Raw genomic sequence first — 24,602 nt, forward strand, 5'->3', positions numbered from 1 at the left:
GCTATTCGATCCTGGCCAGCACGTCCTGCCCGGTGCCAGCGGGCAGGACCGCCAAGTCCCCGAAGCTCTGCGCTGCATCGATATAGCGCAGCGCCGACTTGGCATCCTTCCAGCCCACATAGCTCATCAGGGCCTTCAGTTCCCAGCCGTTGGCGGTCGCCCAGGTCGCGAAGCCCCGGCGCAACGAGTGCCCTGTGTACAGCGACGCCGGCACGCCGGAACGTTCGAGCATGCGCCGCAGCAAGCCGATGAGGCTGTTGCTGTTGAGCGCATCGTCGCCCAGGTTGCCCCAGCGATCCAGCTTGCGGAACACCGGCCCTTGGGCAATTCCGGCCACTTCTATCCACTCCAGGTAGGCTCGTACAGGACACAGCGCTTTCAGCGCTGGAGCACGGTGCTGCACGCCTTGCGCCTGGCGGTCGCCCTTGCTGAGCGGGAGGAAGAGTGTCATCCCGACGCCCGCCTGCGCCTGGATATGCTCGACCCGCAGCCGTGCCAGTTCATCACCGCGAAAACCGCGCCAGAAGCCCAGCAGCAGCAACGCCGCATCGCGCCGCGCGCGCATCAGCCCAGGCAGGTCGTCGTGCTCGCGGGCGGCCTGGGCCTCCCGTTCGAATCCGGCAACCGCTGTCTGCAGGTGCTGCAGCAACAGCGGCGCGGCCTGTTTGGGCAGCGCCGGATGCAGGGTGCGGATACCGCGCAGCACCTGCCGCACCAGCGGCGCCTTGGTCGGGTCGGGAAACCCCTGGCTGACATGCCACTGGCTCAGCCCGGCCAGGCGTTGCTTGAGCGTGCTTACCGCGTGCTGCCCGGCATGATCGGACAGGTAGCGCGCCACGCTTTCGGCGGTTGCCGGCAGAAAGCCGCCCCAGTGCGTTTCGAAATGCTCGACGGCGGCCTGGTAGCTGCGGCGGGTGTTCTCGCGGGTGGCGGCTTGTACGTAGCGCTCTAGGGTGCTCATTGCGGGGTACCAGCGGGTGGGGCATGTGGTGTGGTCAGCTCGGTTCTGCGTGGATGTTAACTCAACACGGCCATTGGACAGGGTTGTTTGTGGGCCTGTGCCATCCCTTGGTGGGATGGCCAGCCGGGACGCCGGACTGCCAGGGGGCTCAATAGCCCCGGCGTGTATCCACCAGGTTCGCCAGCGGCAACCCTTCGCGGTATCGGTGGAAGTTGGCGATAAAGGCTTCAAGAAACGCAGGATACCCCTCCTCGGAGATCGCCGAGGTGTGCGGAGACAGGAACATCCGAGGGTGATGATAAAGCGGGTGCCCGCTGGGCAGCGGCTCCGGATCGGTCACATCGAGGCTGGCACGGCCGATCAGGCCGCTGTCCAGGGCTTCAAGCAGCGCTTCCTGATCCAGCAGCCCGCCCCGGGCGATATTGATCAGGTGCAGCCCCGGCTTGGCATGGGCCACCACGTCCCGGCCGACCAGCCCGCGCGTTGCTGGCGTCAGCGGGGCGGCGATGACCAGATGGTCGCTGCCAGCGAGCAGCTGGGCGAGGTCATCGACTCGCTCCACCCCCGGCACCTCGGCGATCGGTTGTCCCGGTCGGCTCAGCGCGAGTACGCGCATGCCCAGGGCGGTGGCCTTGCGCGCCAGGCTCTGGCCAATGCTGCCAAAGCCGAGAATGCCCAAGGTGCGGCCGCGCACAGGAGCCAGCGGAGTAAGACGCCAGTCGGCATCCTTGACCCACAGGCCTGGCAACTGCTTGGCGGCGCTGAACACCAGCGCCAGGGCGAACTCAGCGACCTGCTCGGCATTGGCGCCCTTGCCGCTGGTGACCGGTGGCCCCTGGAACAGCCAGTCGGGGTAGGCATCAATCCCGGACGACACCACCTGCACCCAGCGCAGCGACCCCGGCCAGCCGGGCGGTGGCGTGTCCACCCGGTTACCGCGGATATTGACCGGGCGCACGATGAAGACGTCCGCAGGCACTTGCAGGTGCAACTCTCCCAGCGCGATGTCGATGACCTCATGGTCCGGGAGATGGTCGCGCAGATGCTGGTTTGCTTGGGGATCAAGCTGACTCGCGATTACGGAGTGGCTCATGGGTATTCATCCTTGATGTGGGTTGGGCAGGCGGGGCGCTGCCGCATGAAGCGGGTTGGCTCATGACGGTAAGGTCCTGGCAAGGTCGTCTGGGGGAGGGCCTATGCCTAAGGAAAAGTGTGGTCAGAACAATATGCTACGTTTTAATGGATTAGAAATGCTGTTTAGTTATAAGGAAATTATGTGTTTCAGGCATGAAGAGACCTTTAAAAATGATTCTTTGTTATTTAACGGCGCGAGGAGCCAACGCGTAGCAGCCTGCTCAGAAAGAGCACCAGGCTTTGTAGGAGAAATTACACCACCCCTGTATGACAGTGAGTGTCGATATTCCCCATCGCCTGGCACGGGCTACGCCCGTGTTGGTTGACAGGATGGGGAGGGCGTGGCGCGTGGACCGTTACGCTAAGCGTAACGATTAGCGAGCGCGGTTGATTGATGCGGCCTGACGTGAATTCTACTGTGGACTCACTACAGCGAAGAGGCGTGGAGTGAGCATGACAACCACAACAACAACCGACCCGCGCTGGTCGCGTCGCCGCACCGCCAAGCAGCAGCGATTGGAAAACGTGCGGGCGCTAGCCGATGGCGTGGTACTGCCAACCGAGCGGATAGTCGAAGCCCTTGAAGCGCTGATGCAGCCAGGCGACCGGGTGGTGCTCGAAGGCAACAACCAGAAGCAGGCTGATTTCCTGTCGCGCTCGCTGGCCAAGGTCGACCCCGGCAAGCTGCATGACCTGCACATGATCATGCCCAGCGTCGGGCGGCGGGAACACCTGGACCTGTTCGAGCGCGGTATCGCGCGCAAGCTCGATTTCTCCTTTGCGGGGACCCAGAGCCTGCGCATCAGCCAGCTGCTCGAAGACGGTCTGCTGGAAGTTGGGGCGATCCATACCTACATCGAGTTGTACGCCCGGCTGGTGGTCGACCTGATTCCCAACGTGGTGCTGTCGGCCGGGTTCATGGCGGATCGCCAGGGCAATATCTACACGGGTCCCAGCACCGAGGACACTCCCGCGCTGATCGAGCCGGCCGCGTTCAGCGATGGCATCGTGATCGTTCAGGTCAATCAACTGGTCGACGATGTCAGCGACCTGCCGCGGGTGGACATCCCCGCGTCATGGGTCGATTTCGTGGTGGTGGCCGACAAGCCGTTCTACATCGAGCCGCTGTTTACCCGCGACCCTCGGCACATCAAGCCGGTGCACGTGCTGATGGCGATGATGGCGATCCGCGGCATCTACGAGAAACACAACGTACAGTCGCTCAACCATGGCATCGGCTTCAACACGGCCGCGATCGAGCTGATTCTGCCGACCTACGGCGAGTCCCTTGGCCTCAGGGGCAAGATCTGCCGCAACTGGACACTCAACCCGCACCCGACGCTGATACCCGCCATCGAAAGTGGCTGGGTCGAGAGCGTGCATTGCTTCGGCACCGAGCTTGGCATGGAGCATTACATTGCCGCGCGTCCGGACGTGTTCTTCACGGGACGCGATGGCTCGTTGCGCTCGAACCGGATGATGTGCCAGCTGGCTGGCCAATACGCCGTGGACCTGTTCATCGGCGCCACCCTGCAGGTGGATGGTGATGGTCATTCTTCCACCGTCACCCGCGGACGCCTGGCAGGTTTCGGCGGTGCGCCGAACATGGGTCACGACCCCCGCGGCCGTCGCCATGGCACCCCGGCGTGGCTGGACATGCGCCAGGATCAAGGGGATGCGCCCGAGGCCTTGCTCGAGCGTGGCAAGAAACTCGTGGTGCAGATGGTCGAGACCTACCAGGAAGGCGGCAAGCCGACCTTCGTGCCGACGCTGGACGCCATTGAGGTGGCGAAGAAGTGCGGGATGCCGCTGGCGCCGATCATGATCTACGGCGATGACGTGACCCACCTGCTGACCGAAGAGGGCATCGCCTACCTGTACAAGGCACGCTCGCTGGAGGAGCGCCAGGCGATGATCGCTGCTGTGGCCGGTGTAACCGCCATTGGCCAGCGACACAATCCCAAGGACACCGAGCGCATGCGCCGCGAAGGCCTGATCGCCTTGCCCGAGGACTTGGGCATTCGCCGTACCGACGCCACGCGCGAGCTGCTGGCGGCCAAGAGTGTCGCCGACCTCGTCGAGTGGTCAGGTGGCCTGTACAACCCGCCCGCCAAGTTCAGGAGCTGGTAATGCACGCATTCAATCTGCAGACCCGTCCGGTCAGCACGAGCGAACGGCTGGCCGACTTCGCCGTCGAGGCCTTGATCGACGAAGCCGACCTGTCGCCCAAGCCTGCGCTGGTGGACAAGCGTGGCAGCGGCGCGCACAGCGACCTGCACCTGGGCCTGATGCACGCGTCGGCCTTGTCGCTCTGGCCGTGTTTCAAGGAGATGGCCCACGCGGCTGAATCGATAGGAGCCGTCAATCTGCCCCTGCGCGAAACCATAGGCCGCCTGGGCCGGGAAGGCGAACAGGCCATGCTGGTGACCACCGGCGGGGTGAACACCCACCGCGGCGGTATCTGGGCGCTGGGCTTGCTGGTATCCGCCGCCGCGCTCGACACTCACGATCTCACCGCTTCAGGCCTGAGCCTGCGGGCGGCGCGCCTGGCGCTGCTCGATGACCGTTTCGCCCCGCAGACCGCCAGCCATGGTGCCCAGGTCGCGCGGCAGTACGGCGCACGCGGAGCTCGCGAAGAGGCACAGTTGGGCTTCCCGTCGGTGCTGCTGCGCGGCCTTCCGCAACTCAAGCGCAGCCGCGCCGCAGGCCACGGCGAACAGAACGCCAGGCTCGACGCCTTGCTGGCGATCATGGCCGATCTCGGCGACACCTGCGTGCTCTACCGCGCAGGCCTGGCGGGGCTGCAAGCCATGCAGGCCGGGGCCCAGGCGGTGCTGGATGCAGGTGGCAGCGCCAGCCTGCCGGGGCGTCGCCGGCTGCTCGAACTGGACCGACAACTGCTGCAGCTCAATGCCTCGCCCGGTGGCGCTGCCGACCTGCTGGCGGCATGCCTGTTGATTGATCGTCTGGAGCAAGGCGGCCTGAGCGCCGAGGGAGCGTACTGATGGAAACCCTGAATTTTGAATTTCCCGCTGGCCTGCCGGGCCGAGGGAAGGCGCTGGTGGGCTGTGTCGGCTCCGGCGACCTGGAAGTACTGATAGAGCCTGGCCAGGCCGGCAAGCTGACCATCGCCGTGCAGACCTCGGTCAACGGCGCCGCCGCACGCTGGCAGCAATTGTTCGAGCGTATTTTCGAGGAGCGCATGCCACCTGCACTGAACATCGACATCCATGACTTCGGCGCGACGCCTGGCGTTGCGCGGTTGCGCCTGGAGCAAGGCTTCGAGGAGATCGACCATGACTGACACCGCGCGCTTGCTCAGCAAGCAAAGCTTCGTCGAACTCGGTGCCCGCCAACGGGCCAAGGCCCTGCTCGATGCCGACACGTTTCGCGAGTTGATCGACCCGTTCGAGCGGCTGATGTCGCCCTGGCTGGCTCGGCAGGGCGTAGTCCCCCAGGCCGACGACGGCGTGGTGATCGCCAAGGGCTTGATCGAGGGACAGCCCGCGGTGATCGCGGCCATCGAAGGCGCGTTCCAGGGCGGCAGCCTGGGCGAGGTCGGCGGCGCCAAGATCGCCGGCGCGCTGGAACTGGCCGCAGAAGACAACCGCAAAGGCATTCCCACCCGCGCAGTGCTGTTGCTGGAGACTGGCGGGGTGCGCTTGCAAGAGGCCAACCTGGGGCTGGCCGCAATCGCCGAGATCCACGCGGCGATTGTCGACCTGCGACAGTACCAGCCGGTGATCGGGGTGGTGGCGGGCAGCGTGGGCTGCTTTGGCGGGATGTCGATTGCCGCTGGACTATGCAGCTACCTGCTGGTGACTCGGGAAGCCCGGCTGGGCCTCAATGGCCCGCAGGTGATCGAGCAGGAAGCAGGGATCGATGAGTACGACTCCCGCGACCGGCCCTTCATCTGGAGCCTGACGGGAGGTGAACAGCGCTTTGCCAGTCATCTGGTGGATGGCTATGCCGCCGATGAAGTGACCCAGATACGCGAAAAAATCCATGAATTCCTGCGCCAGGGCGTGCCACCCGTGCACCGCAGCCAGCAGGCCGAACTGTTCCTGCAACGTCTGGGCGCACTCGACGCCGCGCCGCAAATCGACCCGGCGACGGTTCGCCGCCTGTATCAGGGAGACCGCACATGAGCACTCTTTCCCCGCGTGGGTTGCACTGGTTCCAGGCGTTGAGCGAAGGCGCCGCGCAGGTCAGCGGCTTGCCCCCATCGCTGAAAGTCGCCGATGCCCAACTGGGCGAATGGCCCGTCCGCTACCTGGCAGTGGTGGCCGACCCGGCCAACCGCTTTGCGCGGGCGCGCGACGGTGAAGTCGGCCTCCTGGAAGGCTGGTGCCTGGCCCATGCCGTGGATCAGGCCATCGCTGCCGACCGCGACCATCCGCACAAGCGCATACTCGTCGCGATCGTCGACGTGCCGAGCCAGGCCTATGGCCGCCGTGAAGAGGCGCTGGGCATCCATCAGGCCCTGGCGGGTGCTGCCGACAGTTATGCCCGTGCCCGGTTGGCCGGGCACCCGGTGATTGCGCTGTTGGTGGGCAAGGCCATGTCCGGGGCGTTCCTGGCCCACGGTTATCAGGCCAACCGCCTGATCGCGCTCCGCGACGATGGGGTGATGGTGCATGCCATGGGCAAGGCATCGGCGGCGCGGGTCACCTTGCGCAGCGTCGAGGAGCTGGAAGCCTTGGCCGCCAGCGTGCCGCCGATGGCCTATGACATCGACAGCTATGCAAGCCTGGGGCTGCTCTGGCAGACCTTGCCCGTCAGTAACGCTGAGCAACCGTCGCCGTCCGACCTTGGACGCGTCCAGGAAAGCCTGATCGAGGCGGTCAAGGACGTGCAGGCCAGTGGCCGTGACTTGAGCAGCCGCCTCGGCGCGAGCAATCGCTCGGCGTCCAGCCAGGTGCGCGACCTGCTGCGCGCGCAATGGTGAAACCATGACGACCTTCCTGCCCCACGACCTGCTCTGGATCGACCGTTGCGAAACGCTGCCCGCCGATGCGCCGGACTGGGCATGCGAAGCCTTGCGCCAGGGCACTCCGGTGGTGGTTCGTCGTGCGAGTTGTGAGGTGGATCAGGTTTCCGTAGGGGTGCGCGGGTGTCGGCGCGAGCAACGTTACGCGACGGTGGTGAGCAGATCAGCGGTGCTGCGCCATGTCAGTCCGGAGCAACTATCGCTGGCAACAGAGTCTGCCTGGCCGGCTTTGCAAGCCTTGTGCGTGCTCCAACCCGTACTGGATGCCACGGGCCTGGTCTGGGGCGTCGGCGGCAGTGCCGGTTTCGAATTGGCTACGGGGATCCGCGCGCTGCATCAGGACAGCGACCTGGACCTGATCCTGCGCACGCCGGAACCGCTCGACCGGCAGCAGGCAGCGCAGCTGCTGCAACAGCTGCAGACCCCGCTTTGCCGGGTCGATGCGCAGCTGCAAACCCCATGCGGCGGCGTGGCCTTGAGCGAATGGGCCAGTGCTGCCCGGCGGGTATTGCTCAAGGCCAACGAGGGTGCGCGTCTGGTATCAGACCCTTGGCAGCCGCTGGAGTACGCAGCATGAGCAGCTGGCTGGTCTTTCCGGGGCAGGGCGCGCAGAAGCCGGGCATGCTGCATCGTTTGCCGGAATCGGACATTGTGCGTGACTGCCTGAGCGAAGCCTCGCAGGTTCTGGGCGAGGACGTGTTGCAGCTGGATTCGGCTGCAGCATTGGCCTCGACCCGCGCCGTGCAGGTGTGCCTGCTGGTGGCCGGTGTCGCCTGCTCACGCCTGTTGTTGCAACAGGCACCAGTACCGGCGTATGTCGCCGGCCTCTCAATCGGCGCCTACCCGGCGGCAGTGGTGGCAGGGGCCTTGAGTTTCAGCGATGCCTTGAAGCTGGTGAACCTGCGCGGTGACTTGATGCAGCAGGCCTGGCCAGAGGGCCATGGCATGACTGCGGTGATCGGGCTGGACCAGGCCAGCGTCGAGCGGCTACTGGCGCAGGTACACAGCGAGCGGACGCCGGTCTACCTGGCCAACATCAATGCCGATAACCAGCTGGTGATCGCTGGCAGCGACGAGGCCATGGCGGCGGTGGGCGAGCGTGCAAAACAGCTCGGCGTGGTGGTCTGCAAGCGCCTGGCGGTCAGCGTGCCGTCCCATTGCCCGCTGCTGGAAGCTCCGGCCGCAGCGCTTGCCGAGGCGTTCGGCCAAGTGCAGGTACAGGCACCGCGCCTGGGCTACCTGAGCAGCAGCCGGGCTCGCCCCCTGCGCACCGCGGAACAGATCCGTGACGAACTGGCCTTCAACATGTGCCGCATCGTCGACTGGCGGGCCACCGTGCAAAGCGCCTACGAGCGCGGCGTGCGCCTGCAGATCGAGATGCCGCCGGGAAGTGTCCTGACTGGCCTGGCCCGGCGGGTCTTCGCACAAGGTACAACCTTGGGTTTCGACGGCGCCCGCCTGGACACCCTCGTCTCGCTCATGCAACAGGAGGATCGCGATCACGCCTAGAACCTGCAACGCTTTGCCCGTACAAAAACAATAATTGAAGGCGGTACACCCTAGAGGACAACAACAATGATTATTTACGGTGTGGCATTGCTGGCGATCTGCACGCTGGCAGGGATTGTGTTGGGCGACATGCTTGGTGTGCTGCTGGGCGTGAAGTCGAACGTGGGCGGTGTCGGTATCGCAATGCTGTTGCTGATCTTCGCGCGGCTGTACATGCAGCGCCACGGCGGCATGACCAGGGATTGCGAGTTGGGCGTCGGCTTCTGGGGCGCGATGTATATCCCGGTGGTCGTGGCCATGGCCGCGCAACAGAATGTCGTGACTGCGTTGCACGGTGGCCCGGTGGCCGTGTTGGCTGCCATCGGCTCGGTGGTGCTGTGTGGCTGCACCATTGCCTTCATCAGCCGCACCCACAAAGGCGAGCCGTTGCCGGACGAGCCGGTGGACATTACCCCATCTGCCGCAGGAGGCCGCTGACATGCTGGACCTGATCGAGAAGGGACTGGAACACAACGGGCTCGTCACCGCATTCGCCTTCGTCGGCGTGATCATGTGGGTGTCGGTGGTGCTGTCCAAGCGCCTGACGTTCGGGCGAGTGCACGGCTCGGCCATCGCGATCGTCATCGGGCTTGTCCTGGCCTGGGTAGGCGGCACCATCACCGGTGGCCAGAAGGGCCTGGCGGACCTGGCCCTGTTCTCCGGGATAGGCCTGATGGGTGGCGCGATGCTGCGCGATTTCGCCATCGTCGCCACCGCCTTCGAAGTGCAGGCCACCGAAGCACGCAAGGCCGGCATGATCGGCGCCGTGGCGCTGCTGCTGGGCACGGTGCTGCCGTTCATCGTCGGTGCCAGCATGGCCTGGGTGTTCGGTTACCGCGACGCAGTGAGCATGACCACCATCGGGGCAGGTGCGGTGACCTACATCGTAGGGCCGGTAACCGGCGCGGCGATCGGGGCGACCTCGGACGTGATGGCCTTGTCGATTGCGACCGGCCTGATCAAGGCGATCCTGGTGATGGTCGGCACACCGTTCGCGGCCCGCTGGATGGGCCTGGACAACCCGCGCTCGGCAATGGTCTTCGGCGGCCTGGCCGGGACGGTGAGTGGCGTCACGGCCGGGCTGGCAGCCACCGACCGGCGGCTGGTGCCCTACGGTGCGCTGACTGCGACCTTCCATACCGGCTTGGGCTGCCTGCTGGGGCCGTCGGTGCTCTACTTCATCGTCCGGGGGATCGTTGGGGCATAAGGCAATGGATCCTGCTCGGTCAGGACTGCGCATGCCGGGTGGCATACATCCGGCATTCGGCCAACAGCGCCAGCAAGTTGGGATCACGTTCCTTGGCCTTGAGAAACACCACCCCGATATGCTGCTGCATGCGATACCGCTCCTGCAGCGGTATCAGCTTCACGCGGTTTTCGTACACCGCCGCGATCCTGCCTGGCAGCAGCGCATAGCCCACGCCTGAGCTGACCATGCTGAGCAAGGTGAAGATGTCGTTCACCTCCATCGCCACCTTCGGCTTGAACCCGGCCTGCTCGAAGACACGCACACCGTCGCGGTGGGTGGCAAAGCCCTGGGTCAGGGTGATGAAGGTCGATTCACGAAGGTCGGTCAGGTCCACCTGCGCTTGCCCGGCAAACGGCGATTCGGCAGGCGTGGCGAGGAAGATGTCGTCACTGAACAGCGGCAGGTACTCGCAGTCCGGGTCCTGGGTGCTGTCGTCCAGCGACACGATGATCGCATCGGTCTCCAGGTTCTTGAGCTTGTACAAGAGGTCGATATTGGAGCCCAGGATCAGGTCGATGTTGAGCTCGCTGCGGCGGATCTTCAGCCCCATGATCAACTGCGGCACGGTCTTGACCGTCAGCGAATACAGCGAGCCCAGCTTGAAGCGCTCGGCGCAGAATCCGGCCGCCTCGCGGGTCACGCGGACGCTCTCGACCACGTCCTGGATGAGCTTCTGCGCGCGCTCCTCCAGCACATAGGCGCTCTCCATCGGTGTGAGGTTGCGGCCTTCATGCTTGAACAGGGGGCAGCGCAACGCGCTTTCCAGCGAGTGGATGGCGCGGTGCACGCTGACGTTGCTGGTATTGAGCTCGGCCGCCGCACGGCCCAGGTTGCCCGTGCGCATGAAGGCCAGGAAGACCTCCAGTTTTTTCAGCGTCAGTTCTTCATCGATCAGCATGCGGCTCTCTCTTGGTGGAGTCCGCAGATTGTGCCCACGCTTGGGCATATATGCCATGCAGGCACCCGTATTTCATAAGGCTCTACTGGCCCCTGGCGAGTTGAACCAGCAGTTGGCCCCAGCGCCGATGGTAGACGAGCGTCGTCCACTGCCTTGCAATTCGGTTTGCCGACACCGAATTGTGAACCTGCGTCGATAATCGACCCAAATTGATCTCCTGCCCGGGAGAAGCGTGGCACAATGCCAGCCAGCGGAGGGAGCCGTCACGGTTCAGGGATCTACGCCGAACCGCCAACACTGACAAGGATGCGTTAGATGCTGATGCTTTTGCTCGACCTCCTCACCGCCGTCTGCCTGGTCGGCGGGTTGCTTTTCAACGCCGAACTGCTGAATTTCGCAGGTGCGGATATTCCGTTGAAGCAGCTGCAGACGCTCGAGGTCTACAGCCAGGCACTGGCCTCTGTCAGCGTATGCTTGTTCGCCTGGCGTCTATGCCTTCGGGCACACCAGCGATGGGGCGGGGCTCGCCACCTCTGGCTGAGCCTTGCCCTCAGCACTGCCGTAGCGGCACCCGTGACCTGGTGGGTACAAGGCGAGGTGCCCGACCTGATCGCCGAGAAATTCCCCACCAGCCTCCGTGTGTACAGCCTCTACGCCTACGTCGCCAAAAAAGGGCTCCTCTACGAGTCTTTGCAGATCCCTGGCCTTCCGTATCAGGAGTACCGCGAAGAGGGTGAAGGGAAAGCCTTCATTGCCAATATTGGCGTCTTGATGAGTGTGCAGGGCTCTTACGTCGAGAAGATCGATGGCAACTTCCCAGGGTTCGCTACTGCTGTGTTCAAAGGGTACACACGTCGAAACGGCGATGCGCTGTATGAGCGACTGCAGTCAGAAGTGGTGCCTCATACCCTCGACATCATCCGTGCTTATGCCCAGCTCGAGGCCAAGCGTGCTACTGGCGTTCCGGGCAGTGAGTGGAAACCCATCTCGTGGCCCAGGCCAGGCGAAGAGCTCGGCTTCGAGCCCACCCTCCAGCAGTTCGCTCAATCCATCAAGCCAGGGCTTCGCAGCCAGCGGGACATCGCACGAACAACCGAGATCCTGTACCTGGCCCAGGAAGCATTGGGGCCACTGTTCGTAAAGGGGATGGATGTCCTTGCCAGTCGGGAAGAGTTCGACAAGTACCTGCCGGGGATAGCCAGCAACATGGCGTACGACGTGGCTCATACCAACATCCGGGGTGAGCAGGGCCTGAATGTGCTCAAGAACATGTGGTTCGTACCTTGGACACTGCTGAGCGGATTGTTCCTTGGAGCACTCAACCTTGTCGGCCTGATCCTCTCGGCAGGCGAGAGGAGGGGCCTGATTCAAAAACGGCGGTGGCTTGTTCGGTGCGCGGCCATTGTCGCGATCGTTCTCATCCCGCTGATGGCGGGCAACCCTCTTGTTCACTCGACTGGCTACAAAACCGCGTTCCGCAGCATTGAACGGGGCCCCACCCTCATGGCCGGTGTTTTTCACTGGGCCATGACCGCAGAGGCAATGCTCTACAACCTCACCAAACCTCTGCTGAAGGCAGAGTGACTGCTTATAAAATGGAGTTTTATCGTGCGTAAAAAGTTTGTCGCTTCGATGCTGGCAATAGCAATTGCCGGCAGTGCTGGTTGTGCCCAGCTGGGTATCAACAAGGAGCAAGCCGGTACGATCATCGGCGGTCTGGCAGGCGCTGCCATTGGAGCAACGATGGGCAAGGGCAGTGGCCAGATTGCTGCTTCCATCATCGCGGCCGGTATAGGCGGGTACATCGGCAACCGTATCGGCCACATGCTCGACGAAAAGGATCAGCAGGCCCTGGCGCTTCGCACTCAGCAGGCTCTGAGCCTTCCGGCCACAGCTACTCGCCCTGTCAGCTGGTCTTCGGAGCACTCCGGAGCGACCGCGCAAATCACCCAGGGCAAGGAGTACACCAAGACTCAGACCGTAGAGGTCAAGCGCGCACCGAAAATTCAGGCGGTGCCTTCGATGAAGTTGATAAACGAGCCCTATGTCACCAAGTCGAGCCTCAACGTCCGCTCGGCGCCGAATCTGAATTCCGACAAGGTTGGCGGCCTCCCGGACAACACAGAATTCACCGCTGTCGGTTCGACTGGCAACTGGGTTCTGGTGGGGCGCAAGGGTGTCACTGTCGGCTACGTCCACAAGGACTATGTCCAGCCCAAGGTCATGGCCGTACCAAAGCGCGCGGCTGAGGCTGTGAACCTCGATGAGATGGACGTCGCCGCGAGCAAGGAGACCCAGGCCTTTGACCTTGACTCCATCCAGTCACTACCGAGTGAGCAGATCGCGGCCGAAACCGCCTGCCGACCGGTGACCGTCAGCTTGAAATCTGCAAGTGGAAGTGCCGAAGAGCAGCAGAGCACCTTCTGCAAGCAAACCAATGGCAGCTGGGAACTGATCTAAGGATACCTATGAAACAGTGCGCACTCGCGCTGGCTGTGATCGGAGCTTTCGGCTGTCTGCCGCACGCTTCGGCTCACGAGCTGGCCTTTTCGAAGAAAGACCACATCAAGGTGGAAGTACCTGGCGATGCCACCACCTGGTGCAAGCCTGAGATCGAGCTCACTATCAGCCGTCCGGCCTGGGACAACCAAGAGCTGCTGGCTGGGCTGGTATCCAAACTGCCGTTCGTTCTAGGCAAGGATTGCTCAGCTGCCAAGGTGACCTGGAAAGCTGTGGACGCGGCGGGCAAGCTTTATGCAAGCGGGGTTGGCAACGCGGCCAACCTCGGCATCGTCACGCTGGCGGCCTCGGCAGTACCTGTAGCCGTGGCTCAACCTGCGCAGGTGCCAGTCTCACCTGTCGTAGTGGAATCTACATCCACCGCGCCCGCCAAGCCTGCCGGCGAGGCCAGCACTCCAGAGCCCGCTGCCACGGTCCCGGCGACCCCAGTCGCTGCCGCAGAAGAAACCCCGGTACCCGTCCCGGCAGCGCCAGCGTCTGCCCCGGTCCCGGTCCCGGCACCAGCACCAGCACCAGCACCAGCTCCAGCCCCAGCAGCGGTAGCCGCGACACCTAGGTCCGACTTCGGCCGCTCACTGGTGCTGGGTAATGAACAGCTTGCCCAGATCAAGGACGGGGCAGGATGCACATGGTTTATCAGCAAGTCTGCACTCGCGGAAGGTGAAAGCAGCTTCGCGTTTGGCTCGACCCCGGCGATGCCTTGTCCGGCTAGCGGGTTCAGTGAGGGTGGATACGACAAGCTGTCCTGGAAGATCCAGAACACCTACCGCGGAGATAACTGGAACAAAGTCTATGTCCATCCAAGTGGCCTGATGTTCAGCAAGAACATCGAAGACGCGGTGAAAGGCAAGGCGCTGTCCTATCTCTCGCCCCAAGCGGATCAGGCCCTGTTCATGGTCGGAGAAATCCCCGGCCGGCAGATGAAGGTCTACCTGGCTTTCCAGCGCGGCAATTATCGCGTTCTGGCCCCTTTCAACAGCGACCCCTACTATGTCGTGACAACGCCTGACGAGTCGTTTGCACTGGATAATGAACAGTACAGACAGGCGGGTCTTGAAGTGTTCCAGCTGATCAAGTCCACATCCCCGAGCACCGTCGGCCTGGCCAATTTCTTCGTTGCGAAGAATCTGGACACCCTCTATCCGGCATATGGCTACGGCGAGGAGAAACACAAGATCATTCGCAACCGCATGGGCGAGAACCGTGGTCAGTTCTTCTTCGATGTTCGTGACGGCTCCAACTGGGCGCTGCAACGCGAGAAGCAGCGGCTTCAAGAGGAGCGTCGTCAGCAAGAGCGGATGGCGCTGCTGCATGGCCGCGTCCTGGAACGTTATGAGCAGCTCAAGGCAGGCATGAAGGACTCCAAGGGTCACGAAAGTGAGGCGCTCGCGGAGCTGGCCGGCATTCGCGCCCGCTACGGCTCGCCGCTTTCCATGATGGACCCAACCAGTTCAAAGCGCGCCAGTCCGATGATGGTGCATGTGACGGGCAAGGACGGCGAGTACTACGAGATCGACTTTCCTGCCAAAGGCCGACTGCAGTCTGACCAAGAGCTTCGCAAAGAGTGGTATGTCCTCCAGGTAGCCAACATGACCCCTGTTTCTCCGCTCGTGGACGGAAGGGCCATTCCGACGTTCAAGGTGTATTCAGTCGGTGAGCCTGAAGCCTGTCAGGAAGCAAGCTGCGCCGATCGCGTTTCTTTCGGGGCTGTGCTCGGTCGCGAGTTCCCAGATGCAGGCATCGATTTCAGCTGGACCCCAGAGGTCTCTCAGAATTTTGTGAACACCTGGAACAACGCTTCCGCCCAAATCCAGTAAGGCATCGTGATGATCAAATCCATGAACAAGAAGCACCTGCTGCTTGGCGCCATCGCCGCAGTCGTGCTGGTCGGCGGTGTAACCGCCATGTTGTCGAGCTCGAGCGAAAAGCAAGCGCTGGCCTACTACGAAGACTTCAAAGAGCGCTTCTTCCTCCAGGAGGTTCTTGCCGAGGGTGACGTTTCCTACTCCGTGTTTTCAGGGAAGCTGACTGCCGAAAACCCTGAGATCCGCCTGGTCGCCGCACATACCAACGGTGCTGAGCAGTTCCTGCGCGGCTTGAGCGGGCTGTTCGGCTCCATGCGAGGCGGGACCACTGAAGAAGGCCTGGGCAGTTGGGCGAAGTACCAGGTCGGCTCTACGACTGGGCGGAGCGCTGCCGGCGTTTACCTGCGGGCCGACGCGCTGAAGCTCAGCCACTCCGGTGACAGCAAAGACGGCGAGATCCGAATCCAGTTGCTGGGTGTGGACCAGAGCAATCAATTCCTTTCCCAGAAAGGTTCCGAAGTCGTCCTGACAGCCGACGTCAGCGACGAAATCCAACCGCGGGCTGAATTGGGGCAGTACGGAGAAGTTGTCAAGTCCAACTACTCATGGGGCGCCAACATGGCAGTTCGATCCCCCGTCACTGGCGCATTCCTTATCGCAGCCACCGGCGATTTCGGTACCAAGGTGGATCTGGATTTCACCATCAAGCGATCCGCGGACGGTGAAGGGTCCATGAGGTTCGTAGTCACGCACCGCAACGATGGGAGCGAGGTCGGGCAAATCATTCGCGAGGCGGAGTTTGCGGCACTGCCGGAGCTTGATGCTGTGGAGGAGATCCTCAAGAGCTCCTTGACGGCGTTCATCGTGGGGGCGTTCAACACGTCAACCGGTGAGGCTTTCCTGGCGGATTCCGTCAGCACCTTTGCTCGCAAGACCAAGGTTGAATCCTACAACCTGTCCTACAAGGGCTTCGGTCCGCTGAAAAAGCAGTACAGTGCCTTTGAGGGTTCGGGCCGGAAGACACCGTTGGAAGCATTCTGCCTGGAAACGGGTATGTCTGCCTGGCAAAGCGAATTCGGTGCCAAAGGCAAGGGCCATAGCGATTCGGAATGTGCAATCGTCTCGAAGTTGGTTAAAGAAGGATCGTTCGAGGAGCGCTACACGTTCCGTCCAGACAAGACCCTCTTCGCCTCGCTGTTTGTCAGCAAGAGCTTTGAGCTGAAGTTGGACTGATCTGCCTGAGCAGCCCGGCGTGTGCCGGGCTGCATCCCCGGCGCAGTGTGCGCCGGGAAACCGTAACCGCCAGAAAAACTACCGCTGATTCGACTCACATGAGGCAATAGGATTCGCTGACCTCAGCCACGATCTCACGCTTGGCGTTGTACAACCTGGCCTCGGGGGTCAACGCCATCGACCGCCCCTCGAGCACATAGCGTTGGCCGGCTTCGAAATAAGCGTACTGGATCGTCAGGAAACAGGTGCGTGTGGAAGAGCCACCCATGATGCCCAAGCCGCCTCCACCACCCGAAACGTCGTAGTCGAACCGGACGATCAACTCATGGCTTCCGGGGGTGACCTCAAAGAAACGCCCATCAACCAAGCGCTCCTTGTCCAGGCGCTCAGCCAGGAGCAGCCGGTCGTTGGGAAATGGCGTCGACAGATCGACCCAGGCCTTTTGTGGATTGGCTGTTGGAATCGGAGTCTGGCAGCCAGCAACGATGCCAGCGGCGAGTAACAGCGCCAACCTGCTCATGCCGAATGCTCCAGGGGTAATGCTTTGAGCATAGCGCCTGCCAGACAGGGTGGCAGCTATCTCGTGTGCTTTGGAAAACGACACCCGTCGTTTCCATCCAAGGCTTCCCCTTGACGCTCAGCCACCGCGCTGTGGCGACAACATAGTGACGGAACAGTGGTGGCTTTGGCGTGGCCAACGCCCGCAAGCAGGTCTGCCATAGCGGAATTTTCACTGTAGAAATCCGCTTTGGCGGCGATACAACATTTTTCGGCCTCTTCGCCGGCAAGCGGATTCATACGGGTTTCGCGGATTCGGATTACTTGATCAGCGGCACGCCACTGAGCTTCTGCAACTCGTCGAAGTCGATGTAGGCGCAGCTCTCTACCACTTTCAACCCATCGGACGTCACTTCCAGCACGGCCAGGTCGGTGTAGATGCGGCTGACGCAACCGATGCCGGTCAGGGGGTAGGTGCACTCGGGCACGATATTGCTTTCGCCGGACTTGGTCAGGTGGTCCATCATTACGAACACCTGACGGGCGCCAGTGGCGAGGTCCATCGCGCCGCCTACGGCCGGGATCGAACCTTCGGCGCCTGTGTGCCAGATCCCTTCCACCGCGCTGGCGATGGACTCAAACGTTTTATTGATCAAGGCGAGCTCCTGGCTTTTCCTGGAGTATGGATTGTCGACTCGGCCAGCGCACTCCGAAGCGGTGGGGCCAGTCAGCGCCTAGGAAATGTTGCTGACTGCGCAGTAGCGTGCCGCCAGATCGTGCATAAGTAGAGAGAGGTAAGCGGAGTTGGTGCGATTATCGAACCGTTGTGCGATGTGCGAGCATTAATTTCGACTTTTTTTGAAGGGCTCCTCTGCTCAAGGGCTCGTAGTTACCCCGGGCCGTATTGGGCCCTCAACGGGGCGTCGGAGCCCGGCGGTGCTGCAAAAAGGCTCAGTAACTCATCAACCGGCAACGAATCTTGGGACATAAATGATTGCTCTAACCTTGCATACACCGGTGTTTCGATTGGATAAGGAAAATACGGCGCACAGATGTCGACGCCCTGGTGACTTGTTTTGAGACGAACGTGTCTTGGCCGAATCCAGTCAGGACTGCCAGCATCTGGTCGGTCAGTCTGTTGTCGCTGTCAATGGCTTGCTTGACAAGGATCACCTGCTGTCGCTGCTCCCTGTCGAACACAGCCCTGAGCAGCTAGGCCACGGCGGGGGGGGCTCAGTTCGTCAGCGGCTTCAACCAGCCGCTCGTTTGACAGCTACAAGAACTCTCATCGCTTAACGGGCTCTGTGAATGCTCAAGCGGGCGTGGCAGCGAGAAAATCAAAATTGTTCTTTCGGTAGATGGACGATCATGCCGTCCATGGAATCCTGAACCTTGACCTGGCAGCTAAGTCGGCTGCCGGCTTGTACCTCTGGAATGCCCTCAATGAGGAAGCTTTCGGTTTCCGACATTGGCGGGAGCTTTTCAATCCATGGTCCATCAATGAATACGTGACAAGTAGCGCAGCTGCATACGCCGCCACAGTCGCCCAGGATTCCAGGCACCAAGTTCTTCAGCGCCACTTGCATGAGGTTTTGTCCGTTGGTGCCCTCGACTTGGTGACGTGTTCCGTTGCTTTCGACGTAGATGAGTGCAGGCATGGTTGGGGCTCTCTTGTTTAATAGCTGTGAGCGAATGTTTTCGTCATTGCAAGACCGTCTGGACGGTTAATTATTCGTTGTATTTTGCAGTTTGTCTAGCCGGCTCTCCAACCGTTCCCGCAGCACATCCAGTTTTTATCACGCGGGACAGCGTGAAAACTGATGCAAGCGAGCGGTACGGCTGCGCGTGCCATATGGCCCGTTGAGGTATTGAGGGGAGAGAGTGATACGTCTTTACAAGACCGTCTGGACGGTTTATGTTGTGATTGGACACGAAATTGCCCGACCGCAACGCCTCCGCTCAGGTGGCTGGCAAGAGGATGTGGCTATCGCTAGCTCTCTGAGCGAGCTGAATTCCAACAACAAAAGAAAAGTCTGAAGGTGGTGTCATGGGTGAAATTTCAGCACGACTCAAGTGGGATGAACTGATCAAGGGCGCAAAGGGCGAATATGTGCATGGCTCGGTGTATACCAGTGCGCAGATCTTTGAAGAGGAGCTGGAAAAGATCTGGTATCGCACCTGGGTTTATGTGGGCCACGTCAGTGAAGTGCCTAACCCGAATGACTTCGTGCTGAAGTCGATCGGCCCGCAAGCGGTGATCATGACCCGTGATCGCGAGGGCCAGATCAATCTGTTGCTCAACCGGTGCCCGCACCGTGGCAACCAGGTTTGCTTGGAGCATCGTGGCAATCGCGGCTCTTTCACCTGCCCGTATCACGGCTGGACCTTCGTCAACACCGGTGCGCTGCGCGGCTATCCGTTTGCTGCCGGCTACGAAGGGGCTGATCGCAGCACGCTGGGGCTGGGTAGGGTTGCGCGTGTGGGGATCTACCAGGGCTTCGTGTTCGGCAGTTTTGCCGAGGAGGGGCCGAGCTTGGAGGAGCATTTGAGCGCGGCCCGCGGCGCTCTGGATGCCCTGGTGATGAGCTCGCCTGAAGGCGAGATCGAAATCACCGCAGGTTTCCTGCAGCACAAGGCCAAGACCAACTGGAAGTTCATCGTCGAGAACGAAACCGACGGCTATCACCCACAGTTCGTCCATGCCTCAATCTTCGATGTCGCCTCCAGTGGTATCGGTGATCTGTACAGCGCCGACTCTGCTGCCGTGGCCCGTGATATGGGTGACGGTCACACCGAGATCGACCTGCGCCCTGAATTTCGTCGCATTGGCAAACCCATGGGCTGGTTCGGCACCAGCGAAGAACGCCTGCCTGATTATGTGAGCAAGATGCGTGCGGCTTATGGCAACGAGCGCGCAAACGAAATCATGATCGACGGCACCCCACACATCATGATCTTTCCCAACCTGTTCATCGCCGAAATCCAGATATTTGTGATCCAGCCGCTGGGCGTTGATGAGACCGTTCAGCACGTCACGGCGCTGCAGTTCAAGGGCGCTCCTGATTTCAATCGACGCCTGCGCCAGCAGACTATGGGCTCGGTCGGTCCGGCCGGATTCCTGCTGGCCGACGACTCTGAAATGTACGAGCGCACCCAGCGCGGTGTGCAGATGCGCAATCCTGAGTGGAATTACATTGGTCGTGGCCTGTCACGCGAACGTCGTGACGAGGACGGACACCTGATTGGCGATGCCACCGACGAGGTGAGTACCCGGGGCATCTGGAGCCACTACCGCAAGCTGATGGAGGCCGAATGATCATGACCAGCTCAGCCATGGCGAAGGCAGCACTGATCGACGAAGTCAGCCAATTTCTCTACCGCGAGGCACGGTTGCAGGACACCCACGCCTACGACGACTGGGAGGCGCTGTGGACAGGCGATGGGGTGTACTGGGTGCCGGCCAATGGCGACGACATCGACCCGGAAACACAGATGTCGATCATCTATGACAACCGCTCGCGTATCTCCCTGCGTATTAAGCAGTTTCATACTGGCAAGCGACACACGCAGTCGCCGCGTTCGCGTCTGGGCCGGGTGCTGTCCAACATCGAGATCATCGAGGCCAGTGGCGACGAAGTGCGCGTAATGGCCAATGCCATGGTCTTCGAGTCCAGCCTGCGTGCCGACACCGTCTGGTGTACGCGCAACGAATACCTGTTGCGCCGCGAAGGGGGCGACCTACGTATGGCTCGCAAGAAAGTGGTGTTGGTCAACAACGACAAAGCCCTTTTCACGCTGTCCTTCCTGATCTGAGTAAATCCCCATGAGCGAATCCGAAGTATTGATAGGCGAAGGTGCAGTACTGCTCAACCTCCAAGAGGGTGTTGCCCATCTGCACTTGAATCGCCCCGAGGCGTCCAACGGCCTGGACATCCCAACCGTGCAAGCGCTGCAGGCGGCATTGCTGCGCTGCCACGGCGAGCGCCGGGTACGGGTGGTGCTGTTGACCGGTGCGGGTGCCAATTTCTGCGCCGGTGGTGATGTACACACATTCATCGCCAAGGGCGACGAACTACCCGAATACATCCGTCAGGCGACCCTCCTGCTACAGGAAGCGATCAGCGCGATGATCCACCTGGATGCGCCAATCATTGCCGCCGTACAAGGGTATGCCGCGGGTGGCGGTGGGATGGGGCTAGTTTGCGCGTCGGACATCGTATTCGCCGCTGCGACCGCTAAGTTCCTCGGCGGTGCCACTCGCGTGGCGATGGCTCCGGATGCGGGGCTGTCGGTGACTCTGCCGCGCCTGGTAGGCCCTCGCAAGGCTGCGGATATGTTGCTGATGAACCCCATGGTAACCGCATCTGAGGCGCTAGCGCTGGGGCTGATCAACCAGGTCGTGGCAGACGACGAACTGCAAGCCGCTGCCCTGGATTATGCCCGGCGTATGGCCCAGGGCGCACCGCAAGCGCTGGCCGCGACCAAACGTCTGCTGTGGGCCGGTGTGGGTAGCGGCGTAGACGCCGCGATGCCCGAGGAAAGTCGTACCGTGGCTGCACTTTGCCGTACCGCCGATGTACGCGAAGGCTTGATGGCAGTGATTGAAAAGCGCGCCGCGCAATTCGAGGGGCGTTGAGTATGAGCACATTGGTAGGGCAGCGAGCCTTTGTTACCGGCGGTTCCAAGGGCATTGGTGCGGCGATCGTACGGCGTCTGGCTGCGCAGGGTGCTCATGTGGTCATCGCCGCGCAAGACATGCTTAGCGCGGAGGCTCTGGCTGAAGAGGTCGGTGGTACGGCGGTGCGTCTGGACGTCAGCGATCTGGATGCAGTACAGCAAGTAGTTAGCGAGACCGGCCCGTTCGAGATATTGGTGAACAATGCTGGTATCGACCAGCACGCTTTCTTCACCAAAAGCACGGCGCAGGAGTGGCGCTACTTGTTAGCGGTCAATCTGGAAGCCGTGTTTGCCACTACCCATGCGGTGCTGCCTGCGATGCAGGCGGCAGGCTACGGTCGCATCATCAATGTCGGCTCCGAAGCTGGCCGCCAGGGCTCACGGGGCGGTTCCGTGTATGCGGCAGCCAAGGGTGGGGTGATCGCCTTCAGCAAGTCGATTGCCCGCGAGAACGGGCGCTACGGTATTACCGCCAACGTCATTGCTCCTGGACCGGTGGATACCCCATTGCTGCGCAGGGCGTTGGAGAGCGGTGGTGAACGCTTGCTCGAAGCGATGAAGGCTTCGACGCTGCTTGGCCGGCTCGGCGAGCCGGACGAAGTGGCGGCGGCGGTGGCTTTCCTGGCCAGTCCGGAGGCGGCCTTTATCACCGGTGAAACCTTGGGTGTGTCCGGCGGGATGGGTTGCTGATGAGCGCGATCGAAAGCTACGACGCGTTGGAAAAGGTAATCGCGCGCATACAGGCGGTCTATGCCGGTTGGCGGCGACACACGCCGATCGACGTTATGCGCCGCGATTGGGATGAGCTGTTCTGGGCCGACCAACTGAGCTGTGAGACTCATGATTACCTGGCCGATGGTGTGCCTGTGCGTTGGATCAAGGTGCCCGGTGCCCGCGAAGACCGGACGCTGATCTACCTGCACGGTGGCGGCTACAAGATGGGCTCGCTGGCTTCTCATCATGACCTGATGGTGCGCCTATCGCTGGCCGCCAATTGTCAGGTGCTTGGCGTGGATTACCGCCTGCTGCCGGAGTACCGCTTTCCCGAACCGCTGGTGGATGTGCTGGCGGTCTACGACTGGTTGCTTGTCCAAGGGTTCGAGCCTGGCCAGTTAGCCATTGCCGGTGATTCGGCGGGTGGCGGTCTGGCGGCTGCCACGCTATTGGCACTGCGTGACAAGGGCCAGCCGCTGCCCGCTTCAGCTGTTCTGTTATCGGCCTGGACTGACCTGACTGCCAGCGGCGCCAGTTATGTCAGTCGCGGCGGGGTCGACCCGATCCATCAGCGACCGATGATCCTGGCACTGGCTCAACAATACCTGGGGGATGAAGGCAATCCGCTCGACCCGCTGGCTTCACCGCTGCATGGCGAGTTGGCTGGTCTACCGCCTCTGTTGTTACAAGTTGGCGACCGTGAAACCGGCCTGGACGACAGCATCGAATTCGCCGCTAAGGCCCGTGCTGCCGGTGTAGGGGTAGAGCTGCAAGTCTGGCCGCAGATGATCCATGTGTTTCAGCAGTTCGCCGAGGAGTTGCCCGAGGCGCGCGAGGCCATCCGCGGCATCGGTGCGTTCCTGCAGCGGCAATGGCAACCATCATGAGGAGTGCAATGTGAGTATAGGTATCACCGGATTCGGCGCCTACATCCCGCGCCTACGCTTGAGCCGGCAAGCCGTTGTAGCAGCGAATGCCTGGTACGCCCCCGAGCTGAAAGGCAGGGGCAAGGGGCATCGGGCCATGGCCAACTGGGACGAGGACAGCATTACCATGGCCGTGGCCGCCGCGCGCAATGCGCTGGGTGGGCAGGATCGGCAGGGCATGGTACGGGAAATTCTACTGGCGTCCTGCACCCTGCCTTTCGCCGAGCGCCTCAACGCTACAGTGGTCGGTGAAGCGCTGAACCTCGGCGAGTACACCAGTGCAGTGGATATTACCGGTTCGCAATGCGCGGCATTGGCTGGACTGGCGCAGGGATTGGCCAGCGCGGCCAGCGCCCCAGGAAGTGTGTTGCTGACGGCGGCTGACAACCGGCGTGCCCGCGCTGCGAGCGCTCAGGAGCTCGATTACGGCGATGGTGCCGCCGCTCTGTTGCTCGGTCGTGACGGGGTCATTGCAGAGGTGCTCGGCCAGGTAGCGCTGAGTGTCGACTTCATCGATCATTTCCGCCTTACCGGTCGTGAGATTGACTATTACGGCGAAGAGCGCTGGGTGCGTGATGAGGGGATAAGTGGCTGCATGCCGCAGGTTATCCAGCGCGCTCTCAAGGACAGTGGAGTTCTGGCCGAGGAGGTCACGCACTTCATTTTCCCCACCACACTGAGCAAGGTGGACGCGCAAGTAGCCCAGGCCTGTGGCATCCCTCCGGAGGCGGTAGTCGATGGCCTGGCGGCTCAGGTCGGTCATACCGGCGTTGCACACGCCTTGTTGATGCTGGCGCAGGTGCTGGAAAGCGCACAGCCGGGGCAGGTTATTGTGCTTGCCCAGTTCGGCAGCGGCGCAAGGGCCTTCGTACTGCGCGTGACCGAGGCAATCCGTGACTTCGCCCCGCAACGGGCTGTTGCCGATTGGCTGGCACGAGGCTGCGAGGAAACCAGTTACTCCCGTTTCCTGGCCTACAAGGGACAGTTGCAGCTGGAGCGCGGTGTACGTGGTGAACAGGATAAGAAGACTGCGCTAAGTACCGCCTACCGCCATCGTCGGGCAATTCTAGGCCTGGTCGGCGGGCGTTGCCGGGTCAGCGGGGATGTGCATTTTCCGCCGTCACGCTACTCCTACACTCCGGATGCGCCGCAGCTGGACAGCCAGGAACCTTATCCGTTGGCCGACCGCCTCGGCCGAGTGCTGAGCTGGTCCGCCGAGTCGCTGTCGTCCTATATGGCACCACCCCATCACTACGGTCAGATCGACTTCGAAGGCGGCGGACGGATTCTCATGGAATTCACGGACGTCACCCGGGGCGACGTGGACACCGGCATGGCTGTAGAAATGGTATTCCGCATCAAGGACATCGACGATCTGCGTGGCTTCAAGCGCTATTTCTGGAAGGCCACACCCGTCCTCAATCCCTCTCAAGCAGCGGTGGAGTAATC

25 protein-coding genes and 2 pseudogenes are annotated in these 24,602 nt (G+C 62.0%); 20 read left to right on the forward strand and 7 right to left on the reverse strand.

Annotated elements, in window-relative coordinates; translation table 11 throughout:
• Position 1 precedes the first annotated feature (1 nt).
• Together AC0ZZU_RS05660 and AC0ZZU_RS05665 are read right to left on the reverse strand one after the other, a co-directional pair.
• A complete protein-coding gene (locus AC0ZZU_RS05660) occupies positions 2 to 961 on the reverse strand; it encodes a site-specific integrase (protein ID WP_476339545.1) in 960 nt (319 codons plus the stop codon).
• 148 nt (positions 962 to 1,109) lie between these two features.
• Positions 1,110 to 2,054 carry a D-isomer specific 2-hydroxyacid dehydrogenase family protein gene (locus AC0ZZU_RS05665; protein ID WP_476339546.1) on the reverse strand — a complete coding sequence of 315 codons (945 nt, stop codon included), beginning with the start codon at positions 2,052 to 2,054 and terminating at the stop codon, positions 1,110 to 1,112.
• A gap of 103 nt (positions 2,055 to 2,157) precedes the next feature.
• Here AC0ZZU_RS05665 and AC0ZZU_RS05670 point away from each other — a divergent pair, with 103 nt between their 5' ends.
• The 10 genes from AC0ZZU_RS05670 (at position 2,158) to madM (ending at position 9,840) form a co-directional block, all read left to right on the forward strand.
• Positions 2,158 to 2,421 (forward strand): hypothetical protein, encoded by a 264-nt coding sequence (locus AC0ZZU_RS05670; protein WP_476339547.1) that lies wholly within the window; start codon positions 2,158 to 2,160, stop codon positions 2,419 to 2,421.
• A 127-nt stretch (positions 2,422 to 2,548) separates the two neighbouring features.
• Positions 2,549 to 4,225 carry a malonate decarboxylase subunit alpha gene (mdcA, locus tag AC0ZZU_RS05675; protein WP_476339548.1) on the forward strand — a complete coding sequence of 559 codons (1,677 nt, stop codon included), beginning with the start codon at positions 2,549 to 2,551 and terminating at the stop codon, positions 4,223 to 4,225.
• Complete coding sequence (locus AC0ZZU_RS05680; protein WP_476339549.1) at positions 4,225 to 5,100, forward strand: triphosphoribosyl-dephospho-CoA synthase; 876 nt, start codon at positions 4,225 to 4,227, stop codon at positions 5,098 to 5,100. The genes mdcA and AC0ZZU_RS05680 overlap by 1 nt, the downstream gene beginning before the upstream one ends.
• A complete protein-coding gene (locus AC0ZZU_RS05685) occupies positions 5,100 to 5,399 on the forward strand; it encodes a malonate decarboxylase subunit delta (RefSeq protein ID WP_476339550.1) in 300 nt (99 codons plus the stop codon). Before AC0ZZU_RS05680 ends, AC0ZZU_RS05685 begins: the two co-directional genes overlap by 1 nt.
• The gene (locus AC0ZZU_RS05690; RefSeq protein ID WP_476339551.1) at positions 5,392 to 6,243 is read left to right on the forward strand and encodes a biotin-independent malonate decarboxylase subunit beta; all 852 of its coding nucleotides are present in this window, start codon (positions 5,392 to 5,394) and stop codon (positions 6,241 to 6,243) included. The genes AC0ZZU_RS05685 and AC0ZZU_RS05690 overlap by 8 nt, the downstream gene beginning before the upstream one ends.
• Positions 6,240 to 7,043, forward strand: coding sequence for a biotin-independent malonate decarboxylase subunit gamma (gene mdcE / locus AC0ZZU_RS05695; RefSeq protein ID WP_476339552.1), 804 nt, complete (start codon positions 6,240 to 6,242; stop codon positions 7,041 to 7,043). Before AC0ZZU_RS05690 ends, mdcE begins: the two co-directional genes overlap by 4 nt.
• A gap of 4 nt (positions 7,044 to 7,047) precedes the next feature.
• The gene (locus AC0ZZU_RS05700) at positions 7,048 to 7,662 is read left to right on the forward strand and encodes a malonate decarboxylase holo-ACP synthase (RefSeq protein WP_476339553.1); all 615 of its coding nucleotides are present in this window, start codon (positions 7,048 to 7,050) and stop codon (positions 7,660 to 7,662) included.
• The gene (gene mdcH, locus AC0ZZU_RS05705) at positions 7,659 to 8,594 is read left to right on the forward strand and encodes a malonate decarboxylase subunit epsilon (protein ID WP_476339554.1); all 936 of its coding nucleotides are present in this window, start codon (positions 7,659 to 7,661) and stop codon (positions 8,592 to 8,594) included. Before AC0ZZU_RS05700 ends, mdcH begins: the two co-directional genes overlap by 4 nt.
• A gap of 66 nt (positions 8,595 to 8,660) precedes the next feature.
• Complete coding sequence (madL, locus tag AC0ZZU_RS05710; protein ID WP_476339555.1) at positions 8,661 to 9,071, forward strand: malonate transporter subunit MadL; 411 nt, start codon at positions 8,661 to 8,663, stop codon at positions 9,069 to 9,071.
• A 1-nt stretch (position 9,072) separates the two neighbouring features.
• Positions 9,073 to 9,840, forward strand: coding sequence for a malonate transporter subunit MadM (madM, locus tag AC0ZZU_RS05715; protein ID WP_476339556.1), 768 nt, complete (start codon positions 9,073 to 9,075; stop codon positions 9,838 to 9,840).
• A 19-nt stretch (positions 9,841 to 9,859) separates the two neighbouring features.
• Here the strand turns inward: madM and AC0ZZU_RS05720 are convergent, their stop codons facing one another.
• Entirely contained in the window at positions 9,860 to 10,780 is a 921-nt protein-coding gene (locus AC0ZZU_RS05720) for a LysR family transcriptional regulator (RefSeq protein ID WP_476339557.1), read from the reverse strand.
• 315 nt (positions 10,781 to 11,095) lie between these two features.
• Here AC0ZZU_RS05720 and AC0ZZU_RS05725 point away from each other — a divergent pair, with 315 nt between their 5' ends.
• From AC0ZZU_RS05725 to AC0ZZU_RS05740, 4 genes are read left to right on the forward strand one after another with little or no spacing between them, the layout of a single operon-like run.
• Entirely contained in the window at positions 11,096 to 12,364 is a 1,269-nt protein-coding gene (locus AC0ZZU_RS05725; protein ID WP_476339558.1) for a hypothetical protein, read from the forward strand.
• Positions 12,365 to 12,388: 24 nt separating this feature from the next.
• Positions 12,389 to 13,240 carry an SH3 domain-containing protein gene (locus AC0ZZU_RS05730; protein WP_476339559.1) on the forward strand — a complete coding sequence of 284 codons (852 nt, stop codon included), beginning with the start codon at positions 12,389 to 12,391 and terminating at the stop codon, positions 13,238 to 13,240.
• Positions 13,241 to 13,248: 8 nt separating this feature from the next.
• A complete protein-coding gene (locus AC0ZZU_RS05735; protein WP_476339560.1) occupies positions 13,249 to 15,117 on the forward strand; it encodes a hypothetical protein in 1,869 nt (622 codons plus the stop codon).
• A 21-nt stretch (positions 15,118 to 15,138) separates the two neighbouring features.
• Complete coding sequence (locus AC0ZZU_RS05740) at positions 15,139 to 16,338, forward strand: hypothetical protein (RefSeq protein ID WP_476339561.1); 1,200 nt, start codon at positions 15,139 to 15,141, stop codon at positions 16,336 to 16,338.
• Between the two features lie 94 nt (positions 16,339 to 16,432).
• Here AC0ZZU_RS05740 and AC0ZZU_RS05745 read toward each other — a convergent pair whose 3' ends face one another.
• The 4 genes and pseudogenes from AC0ZZU_RS05745 to AC0ZZU_RS05760 all read right to left on the reverse strand — a co-directional run bounded on the left by AC0ZZU_RS05745 (position 16,433) and on the right by AC0ZZU_RS05760 (position 18,494).
• A complete protein-coding gene (locus AC0ZZU_RS05745) occupies positions 16,433 to 16,858 on the reverse strand; it encodes a PA0061/PA0062 family lipoprotein (protein WP_476339562.1) in 426 nt (141 codons plus the stop codon).
• 298 nt (positions 16,859 to 17,156) lie between these two features.
• Positions 17,157 to 17,444: pseudogene (locus AC0ZZU_RS05750) on the reverse strand (CoA-transferase); the annotation flags it as partial.
• Between the two features lie 466 nt (positions 17,445 to 17,910).
• Positions 17,911 to 18,048, reverse strand: a pseudogene (locus AC0ZZU_RS05755) (electron transfer flavoprotein subunit beta/FixA family protein); the annotation flags it as partial.
• Between the two features lie 125 nt (positions 18,049 to 18,173).
• Positions 18,174 to 18,494, reverse strand: coding sequence for a 2Fe-2S iron-sulfur cluster-binding protein (locus tag AC0ZZU_RS05760; RefSeq protein ID WP_476339563.1), 321 nt, complete (start codon positions 18,492 to 18,494; stop codon positions 18,174 to 18,176).
• 389 nt (positions 18,495 to 18,883) lie between these two features.
• On the opposite strand from AC0ZZU_RS05760, the gene AC0ZZU_RS05765 reads away from it, so the two are divergent.
• Genes AC0ZZU_RS05765 through AC0ZZU_RS05790 form a run of 6 tightly spaced genes read left to right on the forward strand, consistent with a single transcriptional unit; the run spans position 18,884 to position 24,600 of the window.
• Entirely contained in the window at positions 18,884 to 20,152 is a 1,269-nt protein-coding gene (locus tag AC0ZZU_RS05765) for an aromatic ring-hydroxylating oxygenase subunit alpha (RefSeq protein ID WP_476339564.1), read from the forward strand.
• 2 nt (positions 20,153 to 20,154) lie between these two features.
• Positions 20,155 to 20,649 (forward strand): aromatic-ring-hydroxylating dioxygenase subunit beta, encoded by a 495-nt coding sequence (locus AC0ZZU_RS05770; protein WP_476339565.1) that lies wholly within the window; start codon positions 20,155 to 20,157, stop codon positions 20,647 to 20,649.
• A gap of 10 nt (positions 20,650 to 20,659) precedes the next feature.
• Positions 20,660 to 21,472, forward strand: coding sequence for an enoyl-CoA hydratase/isomerase family protein (locus AC0ZZU_RS05775; protein ID WP_476339566.1), 813 nt, complete (start codon positions 20,660 to 20,662; stop codon positions 21,470 to 21,472).
• 2 nt (positions 21,473 to 21,474) lie between these two features.
• Complete coding sequence (locus AC0ZZU_RS05780; RefSeq protein WP_476339567.1) at positions 21,475 to 22,203, forward strand: SDR family NAD(P)-dependent oxidoreductase; 729 nt, start codon at positions 21,475 to 21,477, stop codon at positions 22,201 to 22,203.
• Positions 22,203 to 23,114: an alpha/beta hydrolase gene (locus AC0ZZU_RS05785; protein ID WP_476339568.1), complete on the forward strand. Its 912-nt coding sequence runs from the start codon at positions 22,203 to 22,205 to the stop codon at positions 23,112 to 23,114. Before AC0ZZU_RS05780 ends, AC0ZZU_RS05785 begins: the two co-directional genes overlap by 1 nt.
• Positions 23,115 to 23,124: 10 nt before the next feature.
• On the forward strand, positions 23,125 to 24,600 hold the full coding sequence (locus AC0ZZU_RS05790; protein WP_476339569.1) for a 3-oxoacyl-[acyl-carrier-protein] synthase III C-terminal domain-containing protein: 1,476 nt from the start codon (positions 23,125 to 23,127) through the stop codon (positions 24,598 to 24,600).
• Positions 24,601 to 24,602: the final 2 nt, after the last annotated feature.

It is taken from the genome of Pseudomonas sp. JE3303 (assembly GCF_056312565.1).

Bases quoted from the DNA above. Each gene is read 5' to 3' on its own strand.
- AC0ZZU_RS05660 (WP_476339545.1), bottom strand. From the start codon at position 961: ATGAGCACCCTAGAGCGCTACGTACAAGCCGCCACCCGCGAGAACACC.
- AC0ZZU_RS05665 (WP_476339546.1), bottom strand. From the start codon at position 2,054: ATGAGCCACTCCGTAATCGCGAGTCAGCTTGATCCCCAAGCAAACCAG.
- AC0ZZU_RS05670 (WP_476339547.1), top strand. From the start codon at position 2,158: ATGCCTAAGGAAAAGTGTGGTCAGAACAATATGCTACGTTTTAATGGA.
- mdcA (WP_476339548.1), top strand. From the start codon at position 2,549: ATGACAACCACAACAACAACCGACCCGCGCTGGTCGCGTCGCCGCACC.
- AC0ZZU_RS05680 (WP_476339549.1), top strand. From the start codon at position 4,225: ATGCACGCATTCAATCTGCAGACCCGTCCGGTCAGCACGAGCGAACGG.
- AC0ZZU_RS05685 (WP_476339550.1), top strand. From the start codon at position 5,100: ATGGAAACCCTGAATTTTGAATTTCCCGCTGGCCTGCCGGGCCGAGGG.
- AC0ZZU_RS05690 (WP_476339551.1), top strand. From the start codon at position 5,392: ATGACTGACACCGCGCGCTTGCTCAGCAAGCAAAGCTTCGTCGAACTC.
- mdcE (WP_476339552.1), top strand. From the start codon at position 6,240: ATGAGCACTCTTTCCCCGCGTGGGTTGCACTGGTTCCAGGCGTTGAGC.
- AC0ZZU_RS05700 (WP_476339553.1), top strand. From the start codon at position 7,048: ATGACGACCTTCCTGCCCCACGACCTGCTCTGGATCGACCGTTGCGAA.
- mdcH (WP_476339554.1), top strand. From the start codon at position 7,659: ATGAGCAGCTGGCTGGTCTTTCCGGGGCAGGGCGCGCAGAAGCCGGGC.
- madL (WP_476339555.1), top strand. From the start codon at position 8,661: ATGATTATTTACGGTGTGGCATTGCTGGCGATCTGCACGCTGGCAGGG.
- madM (WP_476339556.1), top strand. From the start codon at position 9,073: ATGCTGGACCTGATCGAGAAGGGACTGGAACACAACGGGCTCGTCACC.
- AC0ZZU_RS05720 (WP_476339557.1), bottom strand. From the start codon at position 10,780: ATGCTGATCGATGAAGAACTGACGCTGAAAAAACTGGAGGTCTTCCTG.
- AC0ZZU_RS05725 (WP_476339558.1), top strand. From the start codon at position 11,096: ATGCTGATGCTTTTGCTCGACCTCCTCACCGCCGTCTGCCTGGTCGGC.
- AC0ZZU_RS05735 (WP_476339560.1), top strand. From the start codon at position 13,249: ATGAAACAGTGCGCACTCGCGCTGGCTGTGATCGGAGCTTTCGGCTGT.
- AC0ZZU_RS05740 (WP_476339561.1), top strand. From the start codon at position 15,139: ATGAACAAGAAGCACCTGCTGCTTGGCGCCATCGCCGCAGTCGTGCTG.
- AC0ZZU_RS05745 (WP_476339562.1), bottom strand. From the start codon at position 16,858: ATGAGCAGGTTGGCGCTGTTACTCGCCGCTGGCATCGTTGCTGGCTGC.
- AC0ZZU_RS05760 (WP_476339563.1), bottom strand. From the start codon at position 18,494: ATGCCTGCACTCATCTACGTCGAAAGCAACGGAACACGTCACCAAGTC.
- AC0ZZU_RS05765 (WP_476339564.1), top strand. From the start codon at position 18,884: ATGGGTGAAATTTCAGCACGACTCAAGTGGGATGAACTGATCAAGGGC.
- AC0ZZU_RS05770 (WP_476339565.1), top strand. From the start codon at position 20,155: ATGACCAGCTCAGCCATGGCGAAGGCAGCACTGATCGACGAAGTCAGC.
- AC0ZZU_RS05775 (WP_476339566.1), top strand. From the start codon at position 20,660: ATGAGCGAATCCGAAGTATTGATAGGCGAAGGTGCAGTACTGCTCAAC.
- AC0ZZU_RS05780 (WP_476339567.1), top strand. From the start codon at position 21,475: ATGAGCACATTGGTAGGGCAGCGAGCCTTTGTTACCGGCGGTTCCAAG.
- AC0ZZU_RS05785 (WP_476339568.1), top strand. From the start codon at position 22,203: ATGAGCGCGATCGAAAGCTACGACGCGTTGGAAAAGGTAATCGCGCGC.